Annotated in this window: 14 protein-coding genes and 1 pseudogene; 9 read left to right on the top strand and 6 right to left on the bottom strand. The window is 71.5% G+C overall.

Annotation, left to right across the window (positions count from 1 at the left end; translation table 11 throughout):
• Positions 1-136: 136 nt before the first annotated feature.
• From ACIA8N_RS22880 to ACIA8N_RS22865, 4 genes are all read left to right on the top strand, one after another.
• On the top strand, positions 137-625 hold the full coding sequence (locus ACIA8N_RS22880; protein ID WP_365779064.1) for a DUF1269 domain-containing protein: 489 nt from the start codon (positions 137-139) through the stop codon (positions 623-625).
• Between the two features lie 60 nt (positions 626-685).
• Positions 686-1,780: a chemotaxis protein gene (locus tag ACIA8N_RS22875; RefSeq protein WP_365779063.1), complete on the top strand. Its 1,095-nt coding sequence runs from the start codon at positions 686-688 to the stop codon at positions 1,778-1,780.
• Between the two features lie 119 nt (positions 1,781-1,899).
• Positions 1,900-2,493 (top strand): FxLYD domain-containing protein, encoded by a 594-nt coding sequence (locus tag ACIA8N_RS22870; protein ID WP_365779217.1) that lies wholly within the window; start codon positions 1,900-1,902, stop codon positions 2,491-2,493.
• 17 nt (positions 2,494-2,510) lie between these two features.
• Entirely contained in the window at positions 2,511-3,014 is a 504-nt protein-coding gene (locus ACIA8N_RS22865) for a DUF1269 domain-containing protein (protein WP_365779062.1), read from the top strand.
• Between the two features lie 96 nt (positions 3,015-3,110).
• Here the strand turns inward: ACIA8N_RS22865 and ACIA8N_RS22860 are convergent, their stop codons facing one another.
• Both ACIA8N_RS22860 and ACIA8N_RS22855 read right to left on the bottom strand, forming a co-directional pair.
• Complete coding sequence (locus ACIA8N_RS22860; protein ID WP_365779061.1) at positions 3,111-4,373, bottom strand: arginine deiminase; 1,263 nt, start codon at positions 4,371-4,373, stop codon at positions 3,111-3,113.
• Positions 4,374-4,429: 56 nt separating this feature from the next.
• On the bottom strand, positions 4,430-5,890 hold the full coding sequence (locus ACIA8N_RS22855; RefSeq protein ID WP_365779059.1) for a basic amino acid/polyamine antiporter: 1,461 nt from the start codon (positions 5,888-5,890) through the stop codon (positions 4,430-4,432).
• Positions 5,891-6,287: 397 nt separating this feature from the next.
• On the opposite strand from ACIA8N_RS22855, the gene ACIA8N_RS22850 reads away from it, so the two are divergent.
• From ACIA8N_RS22850 to ACIA8N_RS22840, 3 genes and pseudogenes are all read left to right on the top strand, one after another.
• Positions 6,288-7,700 (top strand): family 2B encapsulin nanocompartment shell protein, encoded by a 1,413-nt coding sequence (locus ACIA8N_RS22850; protein WP_365779057.1) that lies wholly within the window; start codon positions 6,288-6,290, stop codon positions 7,698-7,700.
• Between the two features lie 124 nt (positions 7,701-7,824).
• Positions 7,825-8,889, top strand: a pseudogene (locus ACIA8N_RS22845) (family 2 encapsulin nanocompartment cargo protein terpene cyclase); the annotation flags it as partial.
• 3 nt (positions 8,890-8,892) lie between these two features.
• Positions 8,893-9,789 (top strand): geranyl diphosphate 2-C-methyltransferase, encoded by an 897-nt coding sequence (locus tag ACIA8N_RS22840; protein ID WP_030545350.1) that lies wholly within the window; start codon positions 8,893-8,895, stop codon positions 9,787-9,789.
• An 88-nt stretch (positions 9,790-9,877) separates the two neighbouring features.
• On the opposite strand, the gene ACIA8N_RS22835 is transcribed toward ACIA8N_RS22840, so the two are convergent.
• The 3 genes from ACIA8N_RS22835 to ACIA8N_RS22825 form a co-directional block, all read right to left on the bottom strand.
• Positions 9,878-10,618 (bottom strand): class I SAM-dependent methyltransferase, encoded by a 741-nt coding sequence (locus ACIA8N_RS22835; protein WP_365779215.1) that lies wholly within the window; start codon positions 10,616-10,618, stop codon positions 9,878-9,880.
• 204 nt (positions 10,619-10,822) lie between these two features.
• Positions 10,823-11,731: a non-homologous end-joining DNA ligase gene (ligD, locus tag ACIA8N_RS22830; RefSeq protein WP_365779054.1), complete on the bottom strand. Its 909-nt coding sequence runs from the start codon at positions 11,729-11,731 to the stop codon at positions 10,823-10,825.
• Positions 11,732-11,849: 118 nt separating this feature from the next.
• A complete protein-coding gene (locus ACIA8N_RS22825; RefSeq protein ID WP_365779052.1) occupies positions 11,850-12,644 on the bottom strand; it encodes a nucleotidyltransferase family protein in 795 nt (264 codons plus the stop codon).
• Positions 12,645-12,829: 185 nt separating this feature from the next.
• Here ACIA8N_RS22825 and ACIA8N_RS22820 point away from each other — a divergent pair, with 185 nt between their 5' ends.
• Positions 12,830-14,122: a cytochrome P450 gene (locus ACIA8N_RS22820; protein ID WP_365779050.1), complete on the top strand. Its 1,293-nt coding sequence runs from the start codon at positions 12,830-12,832 to the stop codon at positions 14,120-14,122.
• On the opposite strand, the gene ACIA8N_RS22815 is transcribed toward ACIA8N_RS22820, so the two are convergent.
• The gene (locus tag ACIA8N_RS22815; protein WP_365779048.1) at positions 14,077-15,090 is read right to left on the bottom strand and encodes a DNA topoisomerase IB; all 1,014 of its coding nucleotides are present in this window, start codon (positions 15,088-15,090) and stop codon (positions 14,077-14,079) included. The two genes, ACIA8N_RS22820 and ACIA8N_RS22815, sit on opposite strands and share 46 nt — an antisense overlap.
• Positions 15,091-15,220: 130 nt before the next feature.
• Here ACIA8N_RS22815 and ACIA8N_RS22810 point away from each other — a divergent pair, with 130 nt between their 5' ends.
• Positions 15,221-15,979: a UdgX family uracil-DNA binding protein gene (locus ACIA8N_RS22810; RefSeq protein WP_365779046.1), complete on the top strand. Its 759-nt coding sequence runs from the start codon at positions 15,221-15,223 to the stop codon at positions 15,977-15,979.
• Positions 15,980-16,080 lie beyond the last annotated feature (101 nt).

The raw sequence follows: 16,080 nt of genomic DNA, 5'->3' as shown, positions 1-16,080 counted from the left end.
AGGGTGCCATCGAGTCGCGATGGTGCACATATCGGGACAAGATTGCATTTTGTGACCCTGGAGAGGTCGTACGGGTCTCTCCCCCAGAGGGCCGAAACGAACGTCCGGCGCGCCGCCGCCGCGACAGGAGGCGGGAATGTCCGAGCTCATCGTCATCGGATACGACGACCCTGCGGTGGCCGGGCAGGCCTTCGCCACGGTCCAGGATCTGCAACGGGACTACGTGGTGCACCTGAACGGCCTCGCCGTCGTCTCCGTGGACGCCGAAGGCGGGACCCACGTCGACACCAGCAGCCGGATCGTCGGCGTCTCCGCCGCCTCCGGGGCCCTGTGGGGAGCGATCTTCGGCATCCTCTTCCTGCTGCCTGGCGTGGGGCTCCTCACCGGAGCCGCCCTCGGCGGACTCGTCGGCAAGCTGAGCAAGTCCGGAGTCGACGAACAGTTCCGCCGGCAGGTGGAGGACCTCCTCAAGCCCGGATCGGCCGCCGTCGTGATCATGGCCTCGAAGATCACCGACGACAAGTTCACCGTGGCCATGCGGCCGCACGGGGGCACCGTCCTCAAGACCTCGCTCAGCGACGAGGACGAGAAGGAACTGACCGACCAGCTCGCCGGTCCCCGGTGACCGGCCGCGCTGCTGAACCGCCCCGTGAACCCCGCCGGAACCCGCAAGGAAGGCTCCCCCATGGACCCCGTCCTCAGCAGTGACGTGCTCGCGAAGCTGCGACAGCCCCGCCCCTATCCCGCCGTGTCCCTCCTCATGCCCACGCACCGCCGCGAACCGGAGAACGCCCAGGACCCCGTACGCCTGCGCAACCTCGTGGCCGCGGCCGAGAAGGCGATCCACGACGATCCGGCGGTGACCCGCGAGCGGCGCGCCGACGTCCTGGACCAGCTGCGCCGGGCGGTGGCCGAGATCGACCTCGCGCACGCCGAGGACGGCCTGGTGATCTTCGTCGCCCCGGGGGAGCACCACGTGTGGTCGGTGGCGAGAACCGTGCCCGAACGCGTCGTCCTCGCCGACACCTTCCTCACCCGGAACCTCGTCGCCGCCCGCGCTGCCGAACAGCCCTCCTGGACCCTCACGGTGGCGGCCGACCGGGTCTCCCTGTGGAGCGGCGGCCCCGAGCGGGTCACCGAACACACCGGAGACGGCTTCCCGTTCACCCGCGACCTCGACGACCCGGACGCCGAACGCGAGGAACGCGTCGGAGACCTCCCCAGCACCTATCAGGACGAGGCCACCCGCCGTTTCCTGCGCGAGGCGCACCAGGCGCTGCGCGCGGTCCTCGCCTCCCGGCCACGGCCGCTGTACGTGGTCGGGGCACCCGCGGCCCTCGCGCTCCTCGAAGACACGGGACCGCTCCTGCCCGGCACGACACCCGTCCGCCGCGGCGGGCTCGCGCGGGGACCCGCGCCTGCGGTGTGGGAGGCCGTCGAGCCCGCCCGTACCGCCCGTGAGGCCGCGGCGGCGACCACGGTCGTGGCCGAGCTCGACGCCGCCCGCGGCCGGCGCGAGTTCGCCGGCGGGATCGACGAGGTGTGGCAGGCCGTGAAGGAGGGCCGGATCCGGCTGCTCGCCGTCGAGGACCACTACCGGACCGTCGTACGCGACCACGGCGGCCATCTCGAACCCGCGGAGCCCTCCGAGGCCGAGGCACGGGACGACATGGTCGACGAGATCGTCGAGCGGGCCCTCGACACCGGGGCCGAGGTCCAGTTCGTACGGGACGACACCCTGCTCGACATGGACCGCATCGCCGGCGTCCTGCGCTACTGAGCCACCGCGGCCGGAAAGACGAGAAGACGACGAGAAGACGACGAGAAGAAGACGAGAAGAGGACGCATCCTGTGAACTCCACATCGGTGGGCGCGCGGCGGTCGGCCCGCGCCCGGGCGATGAGCGCGGCGGCCGCCGTCGTCGTCACCGCCCTCGGCGCGGTCGGCCTCGTGTCCTGTGACACCGGGAACGACGACACCGGCGCCCCCGCCCTCAGCCCACGTCCCACGGCCCCCGACACGGCCGGCTTCTCGGGCGAACCGCCCTCCGCGCTCGCCTCGTCGGCCGCGGCGGCCGTCGAGTCCGCGCGCGCGTCCGCCTCGTCGGCTGCGGCCTCCGCGTCCGCCAGGGAGGCGTCCCGCAAGGCGTCCATCGGGACCGAGATCGAGCGTTCGCGCCAGGCGGCCGAGGATGCCCTGAAGGGCGTCGAGGGCCGCGGCAACGCGCTGGGCGAGGTCGCGATGACCGGCAAGCCCAGGGCGGACACGGCAGGCTTCCTGACCGTCCTCCTCACCATCACCAACAAGACGGACGAGGAGGCCTCCTACGCCGCGCAGGTCGACTTCCTCGACTCGTCGGGCAAGGTCGTCGAGACCCAGTTCGCCGGTGCCGAGGACCTCGAACCGGGCGAGCGCGCACAGCCGTTGGTCATCAGCAGACAGCCCACCGAGCCGGTTCTCACCGCCAAGCTCGTCAAGGCGCAGCGGTACTGACACAGGAGGAGAGCGAGATGTCCGAACTCATCGTGCTCGGATACGACGACCGCGCCGTCGCGAACCGGGCCTTCGCCACGGTCCAGGAGCTCGAACGAAGCCATGTGGTCGAACTGACCGGCATCGCCGTCGTCACCGTGGACGCCGACGGCGAGACGCACGTGGACACCCCGGCCAGGAGAGAGGGACAGGTGGCCCTCTCGGCCACCGCCGGAGCCCTCTGGGGGATGGTCTTCGGCATGATCGTCCTCACGCCGGGGATCGGCGTCGTGGGTGCCGCCGTCGGAGGGCTCATCGGCAAGCTGAACCAGATGGGCGTCGACAACAAGTTCCGGGACAAGGTCCGTTCGCTGCTGGAACCGGGCTCGTCGGCGGTCGTGATCATGGCTTCGAAGGTCACCGAGGACAAGTTCGCCGCGGCTCTGGAGCCGTTCGGCGGGACCGTGCTCACGACCTCGCTCTCCGAGGAGAGCGAACGGGAACTCGCCGAACAGCTCGCGGGCCCCGGCGCCACGGACTGATCCGGCCGACCGCGACGCCGAACCGGCCACCCCTCCCAGGGGGTGGCCGGTTCCGTAGGCGCGAGAGACGTGCGAGAGACGTGCGAGAGGCGTCGCTCAGAACGCGACCGCGTCGCGGATCAGCGGGCAGGTCATGCAGTGGCCGCCGCCGCGCCCCCGGCCGAGTTCGGCACCGACGATGGTGATGACCTCGACACCGGCCTCGCGCAGCAGCGTGTTGGTCTGGGTGTTGCGGTCGTACGTGAAGACGACGGCGGGTTCGAGGGCCACGGCGTTGTTGCCGCTGTCCCACTGCTGCCGTTCGGAGGCGTACACGTCCCCGCCGGTCTCGATCACCCGGAGCTGGGGAAGCCCGAGGCCCTTGGCGACCACGTCGACGAAGCGGGTGTCGCCCTCGTCGGTGATCTCGACACCGGGTGCCTTGTCGCCGGGGCGCAGGGAGAAGGTGTGGACCGCGTCCATGATCTTCGGGTAGAGCGTGACGATGTCGCGGTCGGCGAAGGTGAAGACCGTGTCCAGGTGCATGGCGGAGCGCAGCTTCGGCATGCCGGCGACGATGACGTGTTCGGCGGCACCGCTGCGGAAGAGTGAGGCCGCGACCTGGGTGATGGCCTGGCGGGAGGTGCGCTCGCTCATGCCCATGAGGACGACGCCGTTGCCCACGGGCATGATGTCGCCGCCCTCGAAGGTGGCCTGGCCCCAGTCCTGTTCGGGGTCGCCCCACCAGACGGTGGCGTCCTTGTAGTCGGGGTGGAAGGTGTAGACGGCCTTCATGAGCAGGGTCTCGCCGTGCCGGGCGGGCCAGTACAGCGGATTGAGGGTCACCCCGCCGTACAGCCAGCAGGTGGTGTCGCGGGTGTAGAGCGTGTTCGGCAGCGGCGGCATCAGGTACTCGCGGGCCCCGGTGGCCTCGCGTGCGAGGGAGACGTAGCCGGAGCGGAACGCGTCGGGCAGGTCGGCCGTGGACAGGCCGCCGACGAGGTACTCGGCCAGCTCGCGCGGCGCGAGGGAGTCGAGGAAGGCACGGGTGTCGTCGATCAGCCCCAGGCCGACCTCGTTGGCGACGATCTTGCGGTCGAGGAGCCAGGCTTTGGCCTCTGGGATCGCCATGGTCTCGGCGAGCAGCCGGTGGAGCTCCACGACCTCGACGCCCCGCCGGGTCAGCTCGTCGACGAAGTCGGCGTGGTCGCGCTGGGCGTTCTCCACCCACATCACGTCGTCGAAGAGCAGGTCGTCCGAGTTCGTCGGGGTCAGCCGCCGGTGGGCGAGCCCCGGCGAGCAGACGAGGACCTTGCGGAGCCGTCCGACCTCGGAGTACACGCCGAGCGCCGGCGTGGCGGAAGCGTCGTTGCTGGTCATGCGGGGCCTTTCGGTACGGGGGAGCGGGGGAGGCGGCCGGGAGTGGCGCAGGTGGCTCAGAGGCTGATCCAGCCGGCCGCGAGGGCCGCGATCCCCAGGACGGCGCCGGCGACCGAGACGGCGAGGATCACCAGTTCGCGCGGGGAGAAGAGCTGTCTGCCCTGCTCGCGCCTGGCCTTGACGAAGAGGTAGGTCGCGGGGGCGTAGACGATGAAGGAGACGAGGACGAACTTGAACCCGGCCGCGAACAGCAGGAACGCCGTGTACACCGTGGCGAGGACGCCCACGACCAGCTCCCGCCGGGTACTGGTCCCCGTCACCCCCTCCTGCCGGGGTCTCAGAGCGATCTTCACGGCGAACGCGGCGGCCAGGAGGAACGGGATCAGGCTGAGCGAGCTGGTCAGGTCCAGGGCGAAGTTGAACGCGTCGTCCGAGAAGGCGGTGACGACCAGGACGACCTGACTCAGGGACGTCGTCATCAGCAGGGCGGGGACGGGCACGTCGTCACCGCTGGAGCGCCCCAGGAAGCGGGGCATGTCCTTGTCCTTGGCCGCCACGAAGAGCACCTCGGCGGCCATGAGGGTCCAGGCGAGATAGGCGCCGAGGACGGAGACGATGAGGCCGACGCTGACGAAGACCTGGCCCCAGGTGCCGACGGCGGCCTCCAGGACGCCCGCCATGGAGGGCTGGCGCAGCTCCGCGATCTCGCTCATCGGCATGATGCCGTACGACACGATGGTCACCGAGGCGAAGACGGAGAACACGCTGAGGAAGCCGAGCACGGTCGCCCGGCCCACGTCCTCGCGGCGCTTGGCGTGTCGTGAGTACACGCTGGCGCCCTCGACGCCGAGGAAGACGAAGACGGTGGCGAGCATGGTGCCGCGGACCTGGTCGAAGAGCGAGCCCGCGTAGTCCGCGCCGCCGAAGTTGTCGGCGAAGACGGACGGCTCGAAGTAGAACAGCGCGATGATGACGAAGACGATGATGGGGACGACCTTGGCCACGGTCACGATCCGGTTGATCGCGGCGGCCTCCTTCACCCCCCGCCGGATGAGCAGGAAGAACCCCCACAGTCCGGCCGAGGACAGGATGATGGCGAGGGCGGTGTCGCCCTCGCCGAGCGCCGGTGCGATGGCGCCGATCGTCGACATGATGAGCACCCAGTAGGTCACGTTGCCCACGCAGGCGCTGGCCCAGTAGCCGAAGGCCGAGAAGAAGCCCAGGTACTCGCCGAAACCGGCCTTCGCGTACGCGTAGACGCCGGCGTCCAGGTCGGGCCGGCGCATCGCGAGCGTCTGGAAGACGAACGCGAGCATCAGCATGCCGCACCCGGCGATGGCCCAGGCGATCAGCGCGCCCGCGACACCGGTCTCCTGGGCGAAGCGCCGGGGGAGCGAGAAGACGCCGGCTCCCACCATGGACCCGACGACCATCGCGGTCAGTGTGACGAGCGTCAGCTTGGCCGTGGGCGGGGATCCCGTGGCGGAGGTGTCCGTACGGGTGTCGGCGTTCGGCATGTCCTGCCTCTCGGTGGGCTGGAAGCCGAATCTATCCCGATTAGTAATATATCTCGCAGGATTGACCGTTTTACCCTCTATGGGGTCAACTGAAGTGGCGCCCCGGTGGTGCGGACCCGAGCATGGCGCCGCAGGGCGCGGCCCGTCGGCCACGGCGTCCGAATGTCGCCGTTCGCATGGTTAAACCTCACCTGCAGCAAGATCGCCGTTTCGAGCTAATGCCCCCGATCTGATGCGGCATGCCCGGCGGACCGGCCATTACTGTTCCCCCCGGATCCGGACGGATCCCAGAGGGTGATCCCTCCACCTCCTTTCGTTCCCTCCCTTTCTCCTCTTCACTGACCGGCGCACCCGTGCGTCGCCGGTCACCACCCCCCTGCGAAGGTGAGCAAGACCCATGACCGTCGACATCAGCCCCGACGTACAGCCCGATACGCCGAAGCAGTCCAGCCTCAGCACCGCCGCCGCCCGGAACCTCGCCACCACGACCAAGTCCGCCCCGCAGATGCAGGAGATCAGCTCCCGCTGGCTGCTGCGGATGCTCCCCTGGGTGGAGACCAAGGGCGGCGCCTACCGCGTCAACCGCCGGCTGAGCTACACCGTCGGTGACGGGCACATCGAGTTCGTCCAGGACGGTGCACACGTCCGGGTGATCCCGCGCGAGCTCGGCGAACTCGCCCTGCTGCGCGGCTTCGAGGACGAGGAGGTGCTGAACGCCCTCGCCGGGCGATGCGTCCAGCGCGACTTCAGCGCCGGCGAGGTCCTGGTCGTGCGAGGCGAGCCCGCCGAGCAGATCCACCTGATCGCGCACGGCCGGATCAACCAGACCTCCGTGGGCAAGTACGGGGACGAGGTGGCCGTGGCGGTGCTCGCCGACGGCGACCGGTTCGGTGAGAACGCCCTTCTGGACGCCGACGCCCGATGGGACTACACCGCCACCGCCGAGACCTCGGGCACGCTGCTCACCCTCTCCCGCGCCGAGTTCGCCGCCGTCATGAACTCGGCACCGGCCCTCCAGGCCCACATCCACGAGTTCAGCGCGCTCCCGCTGCAGCGGCAGAACCGGCACGGCGAGGCTGAGATCGCGATGTCGGCCGGCCACACCGGCGAGGTCGAGCTGCCCGGCGCCTTCGTCGACTACGAACTCAAGCCGCGCGAGTACGAACTCTCCGTCGCGCAGACCGTGCTGCGGGTCCACACCAGGGTCGCCGACCTCTACAACGGCCCGATGAACCAGACCGAGGAGCAGCTCAGGCTGACGATCGAGGCGCTCCGCGAGCGCCAGGAGCACGAGCTCATCAACAACCGGGAGTTCGGCCTGCTCCACAACGCCGACTTCAAGCAGCGCATCCAGACGCATTCCGGCCCGCCCACCCCGGACGACCTCGACGAGCTCCTCTGCCGCCGCCGCGGCACCAAGCTCTTCCTCGCCCACCCGCGGACGATCGCGGCGATCGGGCGCGAGTGGAACGCCCACGGGCTCTACCCGGACACCGTCGAGCTCGACGGGCACCGCGTGCTGGGCTGGCGGGGCGTCCCGATCCTGCCCTGCAACAAGATCCCCATCAGCAAGGAGAACACCAGCTCGATCCTCGCCATGCGTCTCGGCGAGGACAACCAGGGCGTCATCGGCCTGCGCCAGACCGGGCTGCCCGAGGAGTACGAGCCGGGCCTCTCGGTGCGCTTCATGGGCATCAGCGAGCAGGCGATCATGTCGTACCTCGTCACCACGTACTACTCCGCCGCCATCCTCGTGCCCAACGCGCTCGGCGTCCTGGAGAACGTGCAGATCGCCCGCAGGCGCGACTAGGGCCTGTCCGGCGCCCAGTCCATCCCTCACCAAGGAGTCACGGATGCCCGAACCCGGGCCTTCCCCTCTGCAGTCGAGCCTGCCCGCAGCCGCCGGTCACTCCGACCCGGGGTGGATCCTGGGCGGCCCCAGCGGACTCGGCACGACCAGCCTGTCCCTGGCACCGCGCCCGGAGGCGCCGGAGCCTCCGGCCCCCGAGGCGCCGGTGCGGGGGCGACCGATTCCCGGCCTCTACTTCCACCCCGTACCGGAACCCGACCCGGTACGGGTGGACGAGGTCAGCCGCCGGATCAAGTCCTGGGCCCTGGACGAGGTCCAGCTCTACCCCGACGACTGGGAGGGCGAGTTCGACGGCTTCTCCGTCGGGCGCTACATGGTCGCCTGCCACCCGGACGCCCCGAGCATCGAGCACCTGATGGTCGCCACCCGCCTGATGGTCGCCGAGAACGCCGTCGACGACTGCTACTGCGAGGACCACGGCGGTTCGCCCATCGGACTCGGCGGCCGCCTGCTCCTCGCGCACACCGCGCTCGACCCCCTGCACACGACGAGGGAGTACCAGCCGGCGTGGGCGGAGTCGCTGTCCGCGGACGCCCCGCGGCGCGCCTACCGCTCCGCCATGGACTACTTCGTCCGGCAGTCCACCCCCTCCCAGGCCGACCGGTTCCGGCACGACATGGCCCGACTGCACCTGGGGTACCTCGCCGAGGCCGCCTGGTCGGAGACGGACCACGTCCCGGAGGTCTGGGAGTACCTGGCGATGCGGCAGTTCAACAACTTCCGCCCCTGCCCCACCATCACGGACACCGTCGGCGGCTACGAGCTCCCGGCGGACCTGCACGCCCAGCCGGCCATGCAGCGGGTCCTCGCACTCGCCGGGAACGCCACCACCATCGTGAACGACCTCTACTCGTACACGAAGGAACTCGCCAGTCCCGGCAAGCACCTGAACCTCCCCGTGGTGATCGCCGAACGCGAGGGCGTCTCCGACAAGGAGGGCTATCTGAAGGCCGTCGAGGTCCACAACGACCTCATGCGCGACTTCGAAGCCGCCGCCGCCGACCTCGCCGCCGCCTGCCCCGTACCGACCGTGCTGCGCTTCCTGCGCGGAGTGGCCGTATGGGTCGACGGCAACCACTACTGGCACCAGACCAACACCTATCGCTACAGCCTGCCCGATTTCTGGTAAGAAATGGATTTATCTGTGACCAGCACCGAGTACACCACCGTCAACGACACCTCCGCCTTCGTCCCCTCGCCGGCGACCCCGTACCAGGGGGACATCGCCCGCTACTGGAACGCCGAGGCCAGGCCGGTGAACCTGCGCCTGGGTGATGTCGACGGGCTCTACCACCACCACTACGGGATCGGCGACGTCGACCACGCGGCCCTCGGGGACACCGAGGACAGCGAGTACGAGAAGAAGCTGATCGCCGAGCTGCACCGCCTGGAGTCCGCGCAGGCCGAGGTCCTCCTGGACCACCTGGGGACCATCGGGCGTGACGACACCCTCGTGGACGCCGGCTGCGGCCGCGGCGGTTCGATGGTCATGGCCCACCAGCGCTTCGGCTGCAAGGTCGAGGGCGTCACCCTCTCCGCCAAGCAGGCCGACTTCGGCAACCAGCGCGCCAAGGACCTCGGCATCGACGCCCACGTCCACTCCCAGGTATGCAACATGCTCGACATGCCGTTCGAGACGGGTCAGGCCGCGGGCTCGTGGAACAACGAGTCGAGCATGTACGTCGACCTGCACGACCTGTTCGCCGAGCACTCCCGCGTCCTCGCGGTCGGCGGCCGTTACGTGACCATCACCGGCTGCTGGAACCCCCGTTACGGCCAGCCCTCGAAGTGGGTCTCGCAGATCAACGCCCACTTCGAGTGCAACATCCACTCCCGCCGCGAGTACCTGCGGGCGATGGCCGACAACCGCCTCGTGCCCCAGGCCGTCATCGACCTGACGCCGGACACCCTGCCGTACTGGGAGCTGCGCGCCACCTCGTCGCTGGTCACCGGCATCGAGGAGGCGTTCATCAACTCCTACAAGGACGGCTCCTTCCAGTACGTCCTGATCGCGGCCGACCGCGTCTGAGCCGTCACCGACCGCACTCCGCGGGGGCCGGGTCCTTCAGCCGACGGACCCGGCCCCTTCGGCGCTCCCGTCGAGGCCCGCGCGCGGTTCAGGCGCGGCAGCGCAGCATCTCCAGCGGCGGGTTGGCGAGGGCGTCCGCCCAGAAGTCCGCGCCCAGGGCCTCCACGCCGGCCTCGGACACCTCCACCGGAACCCAGCTCAGCTCACGGAAGCCGGCCCCCTCCAGACACTTCTCGTAGACCTCGCGGCGCGGGAGGGTGCTGACGATCGTGACCGGCGGGTCGAGCAGCGCGGTGGTCCGCACCCGGGGCCCCGCCTCCGCCTCCTCCCCGGTCAGCTCGGTGACGAAGCCGTACCTGGCCAGGGACGGCCCTTCGAAGTCGTAGTCGGGCGACTGGACGAACAGGAAGAACCCGGCGCCGGGCGCCATGTTGCGGTGCGCGTTGCGGCACATCCGCTCCATGGCGGCGATGTCCTGCGCGTAGTTGAGCAGCTGGACCGCCACGGCGACGTCGAAACGCTTGCCGAGCGGCCGCAGTTCGGCCGCGTCGCCCACCTCGTAGCGCACGCCCAGCGGATCGCGCTCCTCCAGCCTCCGTGCCACGGACACCATCTCACCGGAGATCTCGACCCCGAGCACGTCGGCGGCGCCGCGCCGCCGGAACTCCCTGCTGTAGAAGCCCGTGCCGGAGGCCAGGTCGAGCACGGACTTCCCGCGCACGTCCCCGACCATGCCCAGGAAGCTGGGCACCTCCCCGTACCGCACCATCGGCAGGGCCTTGAACCCCTCGAACGCCTCGCCGATCTCGTCGTACTGCTGCGTGCCCATCGCCGCTGCCCCTCCCGTGTACCGCGTCATGACCTCGGTCATGGCCCCATCTCCCATGCGGGGGGCGGTTTCTGACGGGCAGTCTTGCCGTACGGGGGCGGGCCGTCGCACTGGCGGAAGCCACGAAGATCCGGACCACCTCACGGGCTGCCGTACGGGCGGGCCCCGCCCACCTGCCCCGAAGCGCGCTCCTCGCGGCAGACCCTAGGTCAGTTTCGCGAGCCTGCGGCGGGCCGCGGTGAGGGAGCGGCCACGGCGGGGTGCCTCCCGCCAGGGGTCGCCCTCCGCGAGGCGGTCACCGATCGTGGCGAGGGTCCACCGGCGGGCGGTGAGGCGCGGATCGTCGAGTTCGGCCCAGGTCACGGGGGTCGCGACGGGGGCGCCCGGCAGGGCCCGTACGGCGTAGGGGGCGACGGCGGTCTGGCCGTAGCCGTTGCGCTGGACGTCGAGGTACAGACGGTCTCCGCGAGCCTGCTTGCGCGCCTCCGTGGTGAGCCGGTCGGGGTGCCGGTCGGCGAGGAGCCCGGCGACGTCGCGGGCGAACGCGCGGACCTCGTCGAAGCCGGCGCGGCGGTCGAGGGCGACCACGACGTGCAGGCCGCGCGAGCCCGTCGTCATCAGGACCGTCGGGAGCTCCAGCTCGTCGAGCAGCTCGTGCACGAGTGCCGCCGCCTCCCTGACCTGGTCGAAGTCGTCCCCCGGCGGGTCGAGGTCGAAGACCAGCCGGTCGGGACGGTCCGGCCGGTCGGCCCTGGAGAGCCACCGGTGCGGGGTGACGCACGCCTGGTCGGCGAGGTAGAGCAGGGTGGCCACGTCGTCGCAGACCGGGTACGTGACGGTGCCGCCCTCCTTGGGCAGTTCGGCGCGGTGGATCCACTCCGGGAAGTGGTCGGGCGTGTCCTTCTGCATGAAGCGGGGGCCGCCCACCCCGTCCGGATGCCGTTCGAGCATCAGCGGGCGACCGCGCAGGTGGGGCAGCATGCGCCGGGCGACGCTGCGGTAGTACTCGGCCAGATCCTTCTTCGTGATGCCGTCGCCGGGGAAGATCTCCTTGTCGGCCCGTTTGACCACCACGGTCCGTCCGCTCGCCCCGAAGGTCTCCGTCGTCGTCATCGCCTGTCGTGGCCTTCCGTCGTCGGGGTACCGGTCCCAGGACCTTCCGTCTCCCGCCGCCGGCTCCGCATAGACCTCTCCCTTCGTCGCCTCGGGCCACTGCCCGGAGCGCGCGCGCTCAATCCGACGGTTCTTCCCCGGAGTCCTCGCCGGGGCGGATCACGTCGAGCAGTTCCAGCAGGTACAGGAAGGCGGCGGCCATCGGCCTGTCCCCGGTCTCCTCGCGTACCCGGTCCCAGGCGACGCGCTCGCGCAGCCCACGGGCGACCGGCAGGAGCTTCCCGTAGTCGCAGTGGTGCTCGGACAGCGCGGCGAGCCGCCCCACCATGAGGTCGGTCGGGTCGATGACCGGCATGTGCACCGAGTCCACGGGCAGGGTCCACGCCCGTTCGAGCAGCTCGGAGGTGACCGGCCGCCCCGCGAGGGCGAAGATCAGGTCGATCTGCTCCCCGCCCCGGCGCGCCTTCACCAGCCAGTCCTCCGGCGGATCGACGATCTCGATCCCGTGGTCGCGGAGCAGCCCCACGACGGTGTCGGCGTCCTCGCGCCGGACCGCGAAGTCGGTGTCGTGCTGGAGCCGGACCGGGATTCCGTAGGCGTAGGCCGCGACGCTGCCGACCAGGGCGAACGGGCAGTCCGATGCCTTCAGGATACCGGCGACCTTCTTGGTGACCTCCAGAATGGCCTGGGTGTGGTCCAGGGGCAGGTCCTGTGCCACGGGATCGTCCGCCGTCCCCGGTGCGTCGGGGGCGCTCGGGGCGCTCGGCGTGTGCGGTGCGCGCGCGGCGTCCGGGCCTTCGGACCGGTCCGGCGCGCTACCTCCCGTACTCGCCGCGAGCCCCGTGAACCGTACGGGGAGCGGGCCCGCCGGCGTCGCGCGGGCACCCGCGTGGCGGCCTTCGACGAGGTTCATTGAGCTTCCTCCTCACACATGCCGCCACGGATGCCGCCGCTGTTCCGGCGAGGGGCGGGGACCTGCCGACTACCCCGTACGCGGGGAAGAACGCGCGCGCCGGACCACGACGTTCCCCGCGATTGCCCACCACGTTCCCGGGCAGAAGCCACGGGCCCGTCCCCTCCAGCGAAGGCGGTCCCCACGTGACCCCCGACAACACAGCCGCACTCCTCCTGAAGGGCTACACCTGGCTTCCCGACCTGCGCCGCCGCCACGACGGGGCTCCCGTGCGGGCGCGTCTGCTCGGCCGGCCGGTACGGATCCTGCACGGCCCCGAAGACGTGGACTTCTTCTACGACGAGCGGCACGTCCGCAGGACCGGAGCCCTGCCCGGCTTCGTCCTGGACACCCTCTTCGGCCGCGGCGCCGTCCACACCCTGGACGGAACGGCCCACCACGTACGCAAGAAGCTGTTCCTCGACACCCTGACCGATCCGGGCGGCGTCCGCGCGCTCGCCGATCTGGCGGGCGAGGAGTGGCGTACGGCGATGGCGCGGTGCCGGGGCCGCGAGACGGTCCTCTTCGACGAGGCCGCGTACGTCCTCGCGCGCGCCGTGAGCGCCTGGGCCGGGCTGCCCCCGGCGGACGAGGCGACGGAGCGCGAGCTCGCGCGGGACTGCGTCGCGATGGTCGACGGCTTCGCGGGGCCCGGACCCAGGCACCTACGGGCCCGCCGCGCGCGGGCCCGCCAGGAGCGGCGGCTCGCGCGCGCCGTCGAGGAGGCGCGGGCGCACCCGGCGGAGCCGTCGCCCCCGACCCCGTTCCAGGCGGTCGTCCGGCACCGGGACGCCGACGGCACGCTCCTCGACGCGCCGACCGCGGCCGTGGAACTGCTGAACATCGTGCGCCCCACGGTCGCCGTCGCCTGGTTCGTCATCTTCGCCGCCCAGGCCCTGCACGGGGCGACGCGGGCGGCCGCGGACGGCGGTCCCGACCTGGTCGCCCGCCTCGCGGACGACTCGTCGAACGGATACGCCTGGGCCTTCGCCCAGGAGGTGCGCCGCTTCTATCCCTTCGTGCCGTTCGTCGGCGGCCTCACCGCCGACGGACGCGGACCCGACGGCGAACGGCTGCCGGACGGCACCATGCTGCTGCTCGACGTGTACGGGCAGGACCACGACCCCGACCTGTGGGACGAGCCCTACCGCTTCCAGCCGGAACGGTTCCTCGGCGCGTCCGCCCACCACCAAGGGCTGATGATCCCCCAGGGCGGCGGCCCACGGGACGGACACCGCTGCCCCGGCGAGGACATCACCGTGGCCGTGCTCGGCGCCCTGGTGCGCGAGCTGGCGCGGACCGGTTTCACCGTGCCCGAGCAGGACCTGCGGATCCCGATCCACCGGATCCCGACCCGGCCGCGCAGCGGATTCCGCGTGCGCGTCGGCGAGCGTCACTCGTCCAGGAGGTCGAGCACGGCCCGCTCCACGGCACCCTGAGTCGCCGGATGCCCGAACACGCCGTGCTCACCGAGACGTTCGAGGACCTCGGCGACGGTGACTCCCTCGGCGTACCGTTCCAGGACGCGGGGCGCGATGTACGAGCCCCGGCAGACGGCCGGCGTGTTGCCCAGGTAGTCGCTCACCTCGCGCACCGCCCGCCGCACCGCCCTCCGGCGCGCCGTCGCTGACTCGCCCGCCGCCTCCTCGGACACGGCGAGCGCGACGGCGGCGAGGACGGTCGCGTGCCAGGTGCGGAAGTCCTTGGCGCTGATGTCGACGCCCGACCGGTCCCGCAGATAGGCGTTGAGGGCGTCGGCGTGCACCTCGTGCCACGCCCCGCCCTGCCAGTAGGCGAAGAGCTGCGGGCCGCCGCCGCCCCGGTGCAGCAGGGACCGGACCACCCGGTGGACCGACGGGTCGACCAGGGCGGTGGTCACCTGCCGGCCCGACTTGGCCGGGTAGTCGAAGTGGACCCGGCCGCGCGAGCAGCGGACCTGGGACCGCAGGAGGGTCGTCAGACCGTACGAGCCGTTGCCGCGCCGGTAGCGTTCCCCGCCGACGCGGAAGAAGCCCAGGTCGAGCAGGCGCGCCGCGCAGGCGAGGACCCGTTCCTCGCAGAGCCCGCGCCGAGCGAGATCGCGCTCGACGGCCCGGCGCAGCGCGGGCAGCGCGGCGGCCACCTCCTGTACGTGCGCGTGCTTGGCGCGCTCCTGGCGGGCGCGGAACTCCTCGTGGTACAGGTACTGCCTGCGGCCCGCGTCGTCGGTGCCGACGGCCTGGATGTGTCCGTTGGGCCAGGGGCAGATCCACACGTCGCGCCAGGCGGGCGGAATCACCAGGGCCCGCACGCGTTCCCGGTCGGCCGGCGGGAGGGGCCGGTCCCGCTCGTCCAGGTAGCGGAATCCACGGCCGTGACGGACACGCCGCCACCCCGGGCGTACCGGATCACTCGTCCTCAGTCGCACGCCTTCCGTGTGCCCCGGATCGGTGGGGGACACGCGGGGCGACCGCGTACGACCGCACGATTGGGCGCGCGGCCGACGGGCAGCGGCTGGGAGAGACGAGAACGACACACCCCTGCCGGGGAGGCACAGGATGCCAGGCAGCAGCGCAGGCCGATCGGCGCCCGAGGCGTCCGCCACGAGGCCGCCCGCCGCGACGCCGACGGACACGCGTCGGACCGATGCGGACCCCTCCGACGCGCCACCGCCGTACGACGCCACGCCCTATCTGCCCGCGCGCGGCGGTCTGCCCGCGCACCGGCGGGCCGCCGCGGGCTGCCGGGGTTGTCCCCTCTACCGGGACGCGACCGGAACGGTCTTCGGGGCGGGCGGCACGGACGCGCGCGTGATGCTGGTCGGCGAGCAGCCCGGCGACCAGGAGGACCGCGAGGGCGTGCCCTTCGTCGGGCCCGCCGGACGACTGCTCTCCCGGGCCCTGCGGGACGCGGGGATCGACGAGGACGGCCTGTACGTCACCAACGCGGTCAAGCACTTCAAGTTCACCCGCGACGAGACCCGCAAGCGCCGCATCCACAAAGCGCCCAGCCTGCGCGAGACCCTCGCCTGCCGGCCCTGGCTGATGGCCGAACTGCGGCTCGTCTCGCCCGAGTTGGTGATCGTCCTCGGAGCGACGGCCGGCCGCTCCCTGCTCGGTCCCTCCTTCCGCGTGGGCACCGACCGCGGAGTGCCCCGGCCGATGCCCGACGCCGAGGACGGACCACGGGTGCTCGCGACCGTGCACCCCTCCGCGGTCCTGCGCGCCACCGACAGGAAGTCCGCGTACGAGGGCCTCGTCGCCGACCTCCGCACGGCGGCCGGGACCCTGTCGACGACCGGAGGCGACCGGTCATGACGCAGGCGACCGTCGGCGACCATCTGCTCGACCGGCTCAGGGCCTGGGGCGTCAGCCATGTCTTCGGCCACCCCGGCGAAGGCGCAGGAACTGCTGCCGCG

The organism is Streptomyces sp. NPDC051822 (genome assembly GCF_044452745.1).
In the GTDB taxonomy this organism is placed as follows: domain Bacteria; phylum Actinomycetota; class Actinomycetes; order Streptomycetales; family Streptomycetaceae; genus Streptomyces.
This window is presented reverse-complemented; position numbering and strand designations above follow the sequence as displayed.

What these genes read in the sequence shown, in the direction of transcription:
- ACIA8N_RS22880 (WP_365779064.1), top strand. Translation starts at nt 137, where the DNA reads ATGTCCGAGCTCATCGTCATCGGATACGACGACCCTGCGGTGGCCGGG.
- ACIA8N_RS22875 (WP_365779063.1), top strand. Translation starts at nt 686, where the DNA reads ATGGACCCCGTCCTCAGCAGTGACGTGCTCGCGAAGCTGCGACAGCCC.
- ACIA8N_RS22870 (WP_365779217.1), top strand. Translation starts at nt 1,900, where the DNA reads ATGAGCGCGGCGGCCGCCGTCGTCGTCACCGCCCTCGGCGCGGTCGGC.
- ACIA8N_RS22865 (WP_365779062.1), top strand. Translation starts at nt 2,511, where the DNA reads ATGTCCGAACTCATCGTGCTCGGATACGACGACCGCGCCGTCGCGAAC.
- ACIA8N_RS22860 (WP_365779061.1), bottom strand. Translation starts at nt 4,373, where the DNA reads ATGACCAGCAACGACGCTTCCGCCACGCCGGCGCTCGGCGTGTACTCC.
- ACIA8N_RS22855 (WP_365779059.1), bottom strand. Translation starts at nt 5,890, where the DNA reads ATGCCGAACGCCGACACCCGTACGGACACCTCCGCCACGGGATCCCCG.
- ACIA8N_RS22850 (WP_365779057.1), top strand. Translation starts at nt 6,288, where the DNA reads ATGACCGTCGACATCAGCCCCGACGTACAGCCCGATACGCCGAAGCAG.
- ACIA8N_RS22840 (WP_030545350.1), top strand. Translation starts at nt 8,893, where the DNA reads ATGGATTTATCTGTGACCAGCACCGAGTACACCACCGTCAACGACACC.
- ACIA8N_RS22835 (WP_365779215.1), bottom strand. Translation starts at nt 10,618, where the DNA reads ATGGGCACGCAGCAGTACGACGAGATCGGCGAGGCGTTCGAGGGGTTC.
- ligD (WP_365779054.1), bottom strand. Translation starts at nt 11,731, where the DNA reads ATGACGACGACGGAGACCTTCGGGGCGAGCGGACGGACCGTGGTGGTC.
- ACIA8N_RS22825 (WP_365779052.1), bottom strand. Translation starts at nt 12,644, where the DNA reads ATGAACCTCGTCGAAGGCCGCCACGCGGGTGCCCGCGCGACGCCGGCG.
- ACIA8N_RS22810 (WP_365779046.1), top strand. Translation starts at nt 15,221, where the DNA reads ATGCCAGGCAGCAGCGCAGGCCGATCGGCGCCCGAGGCGTCCGCCACG.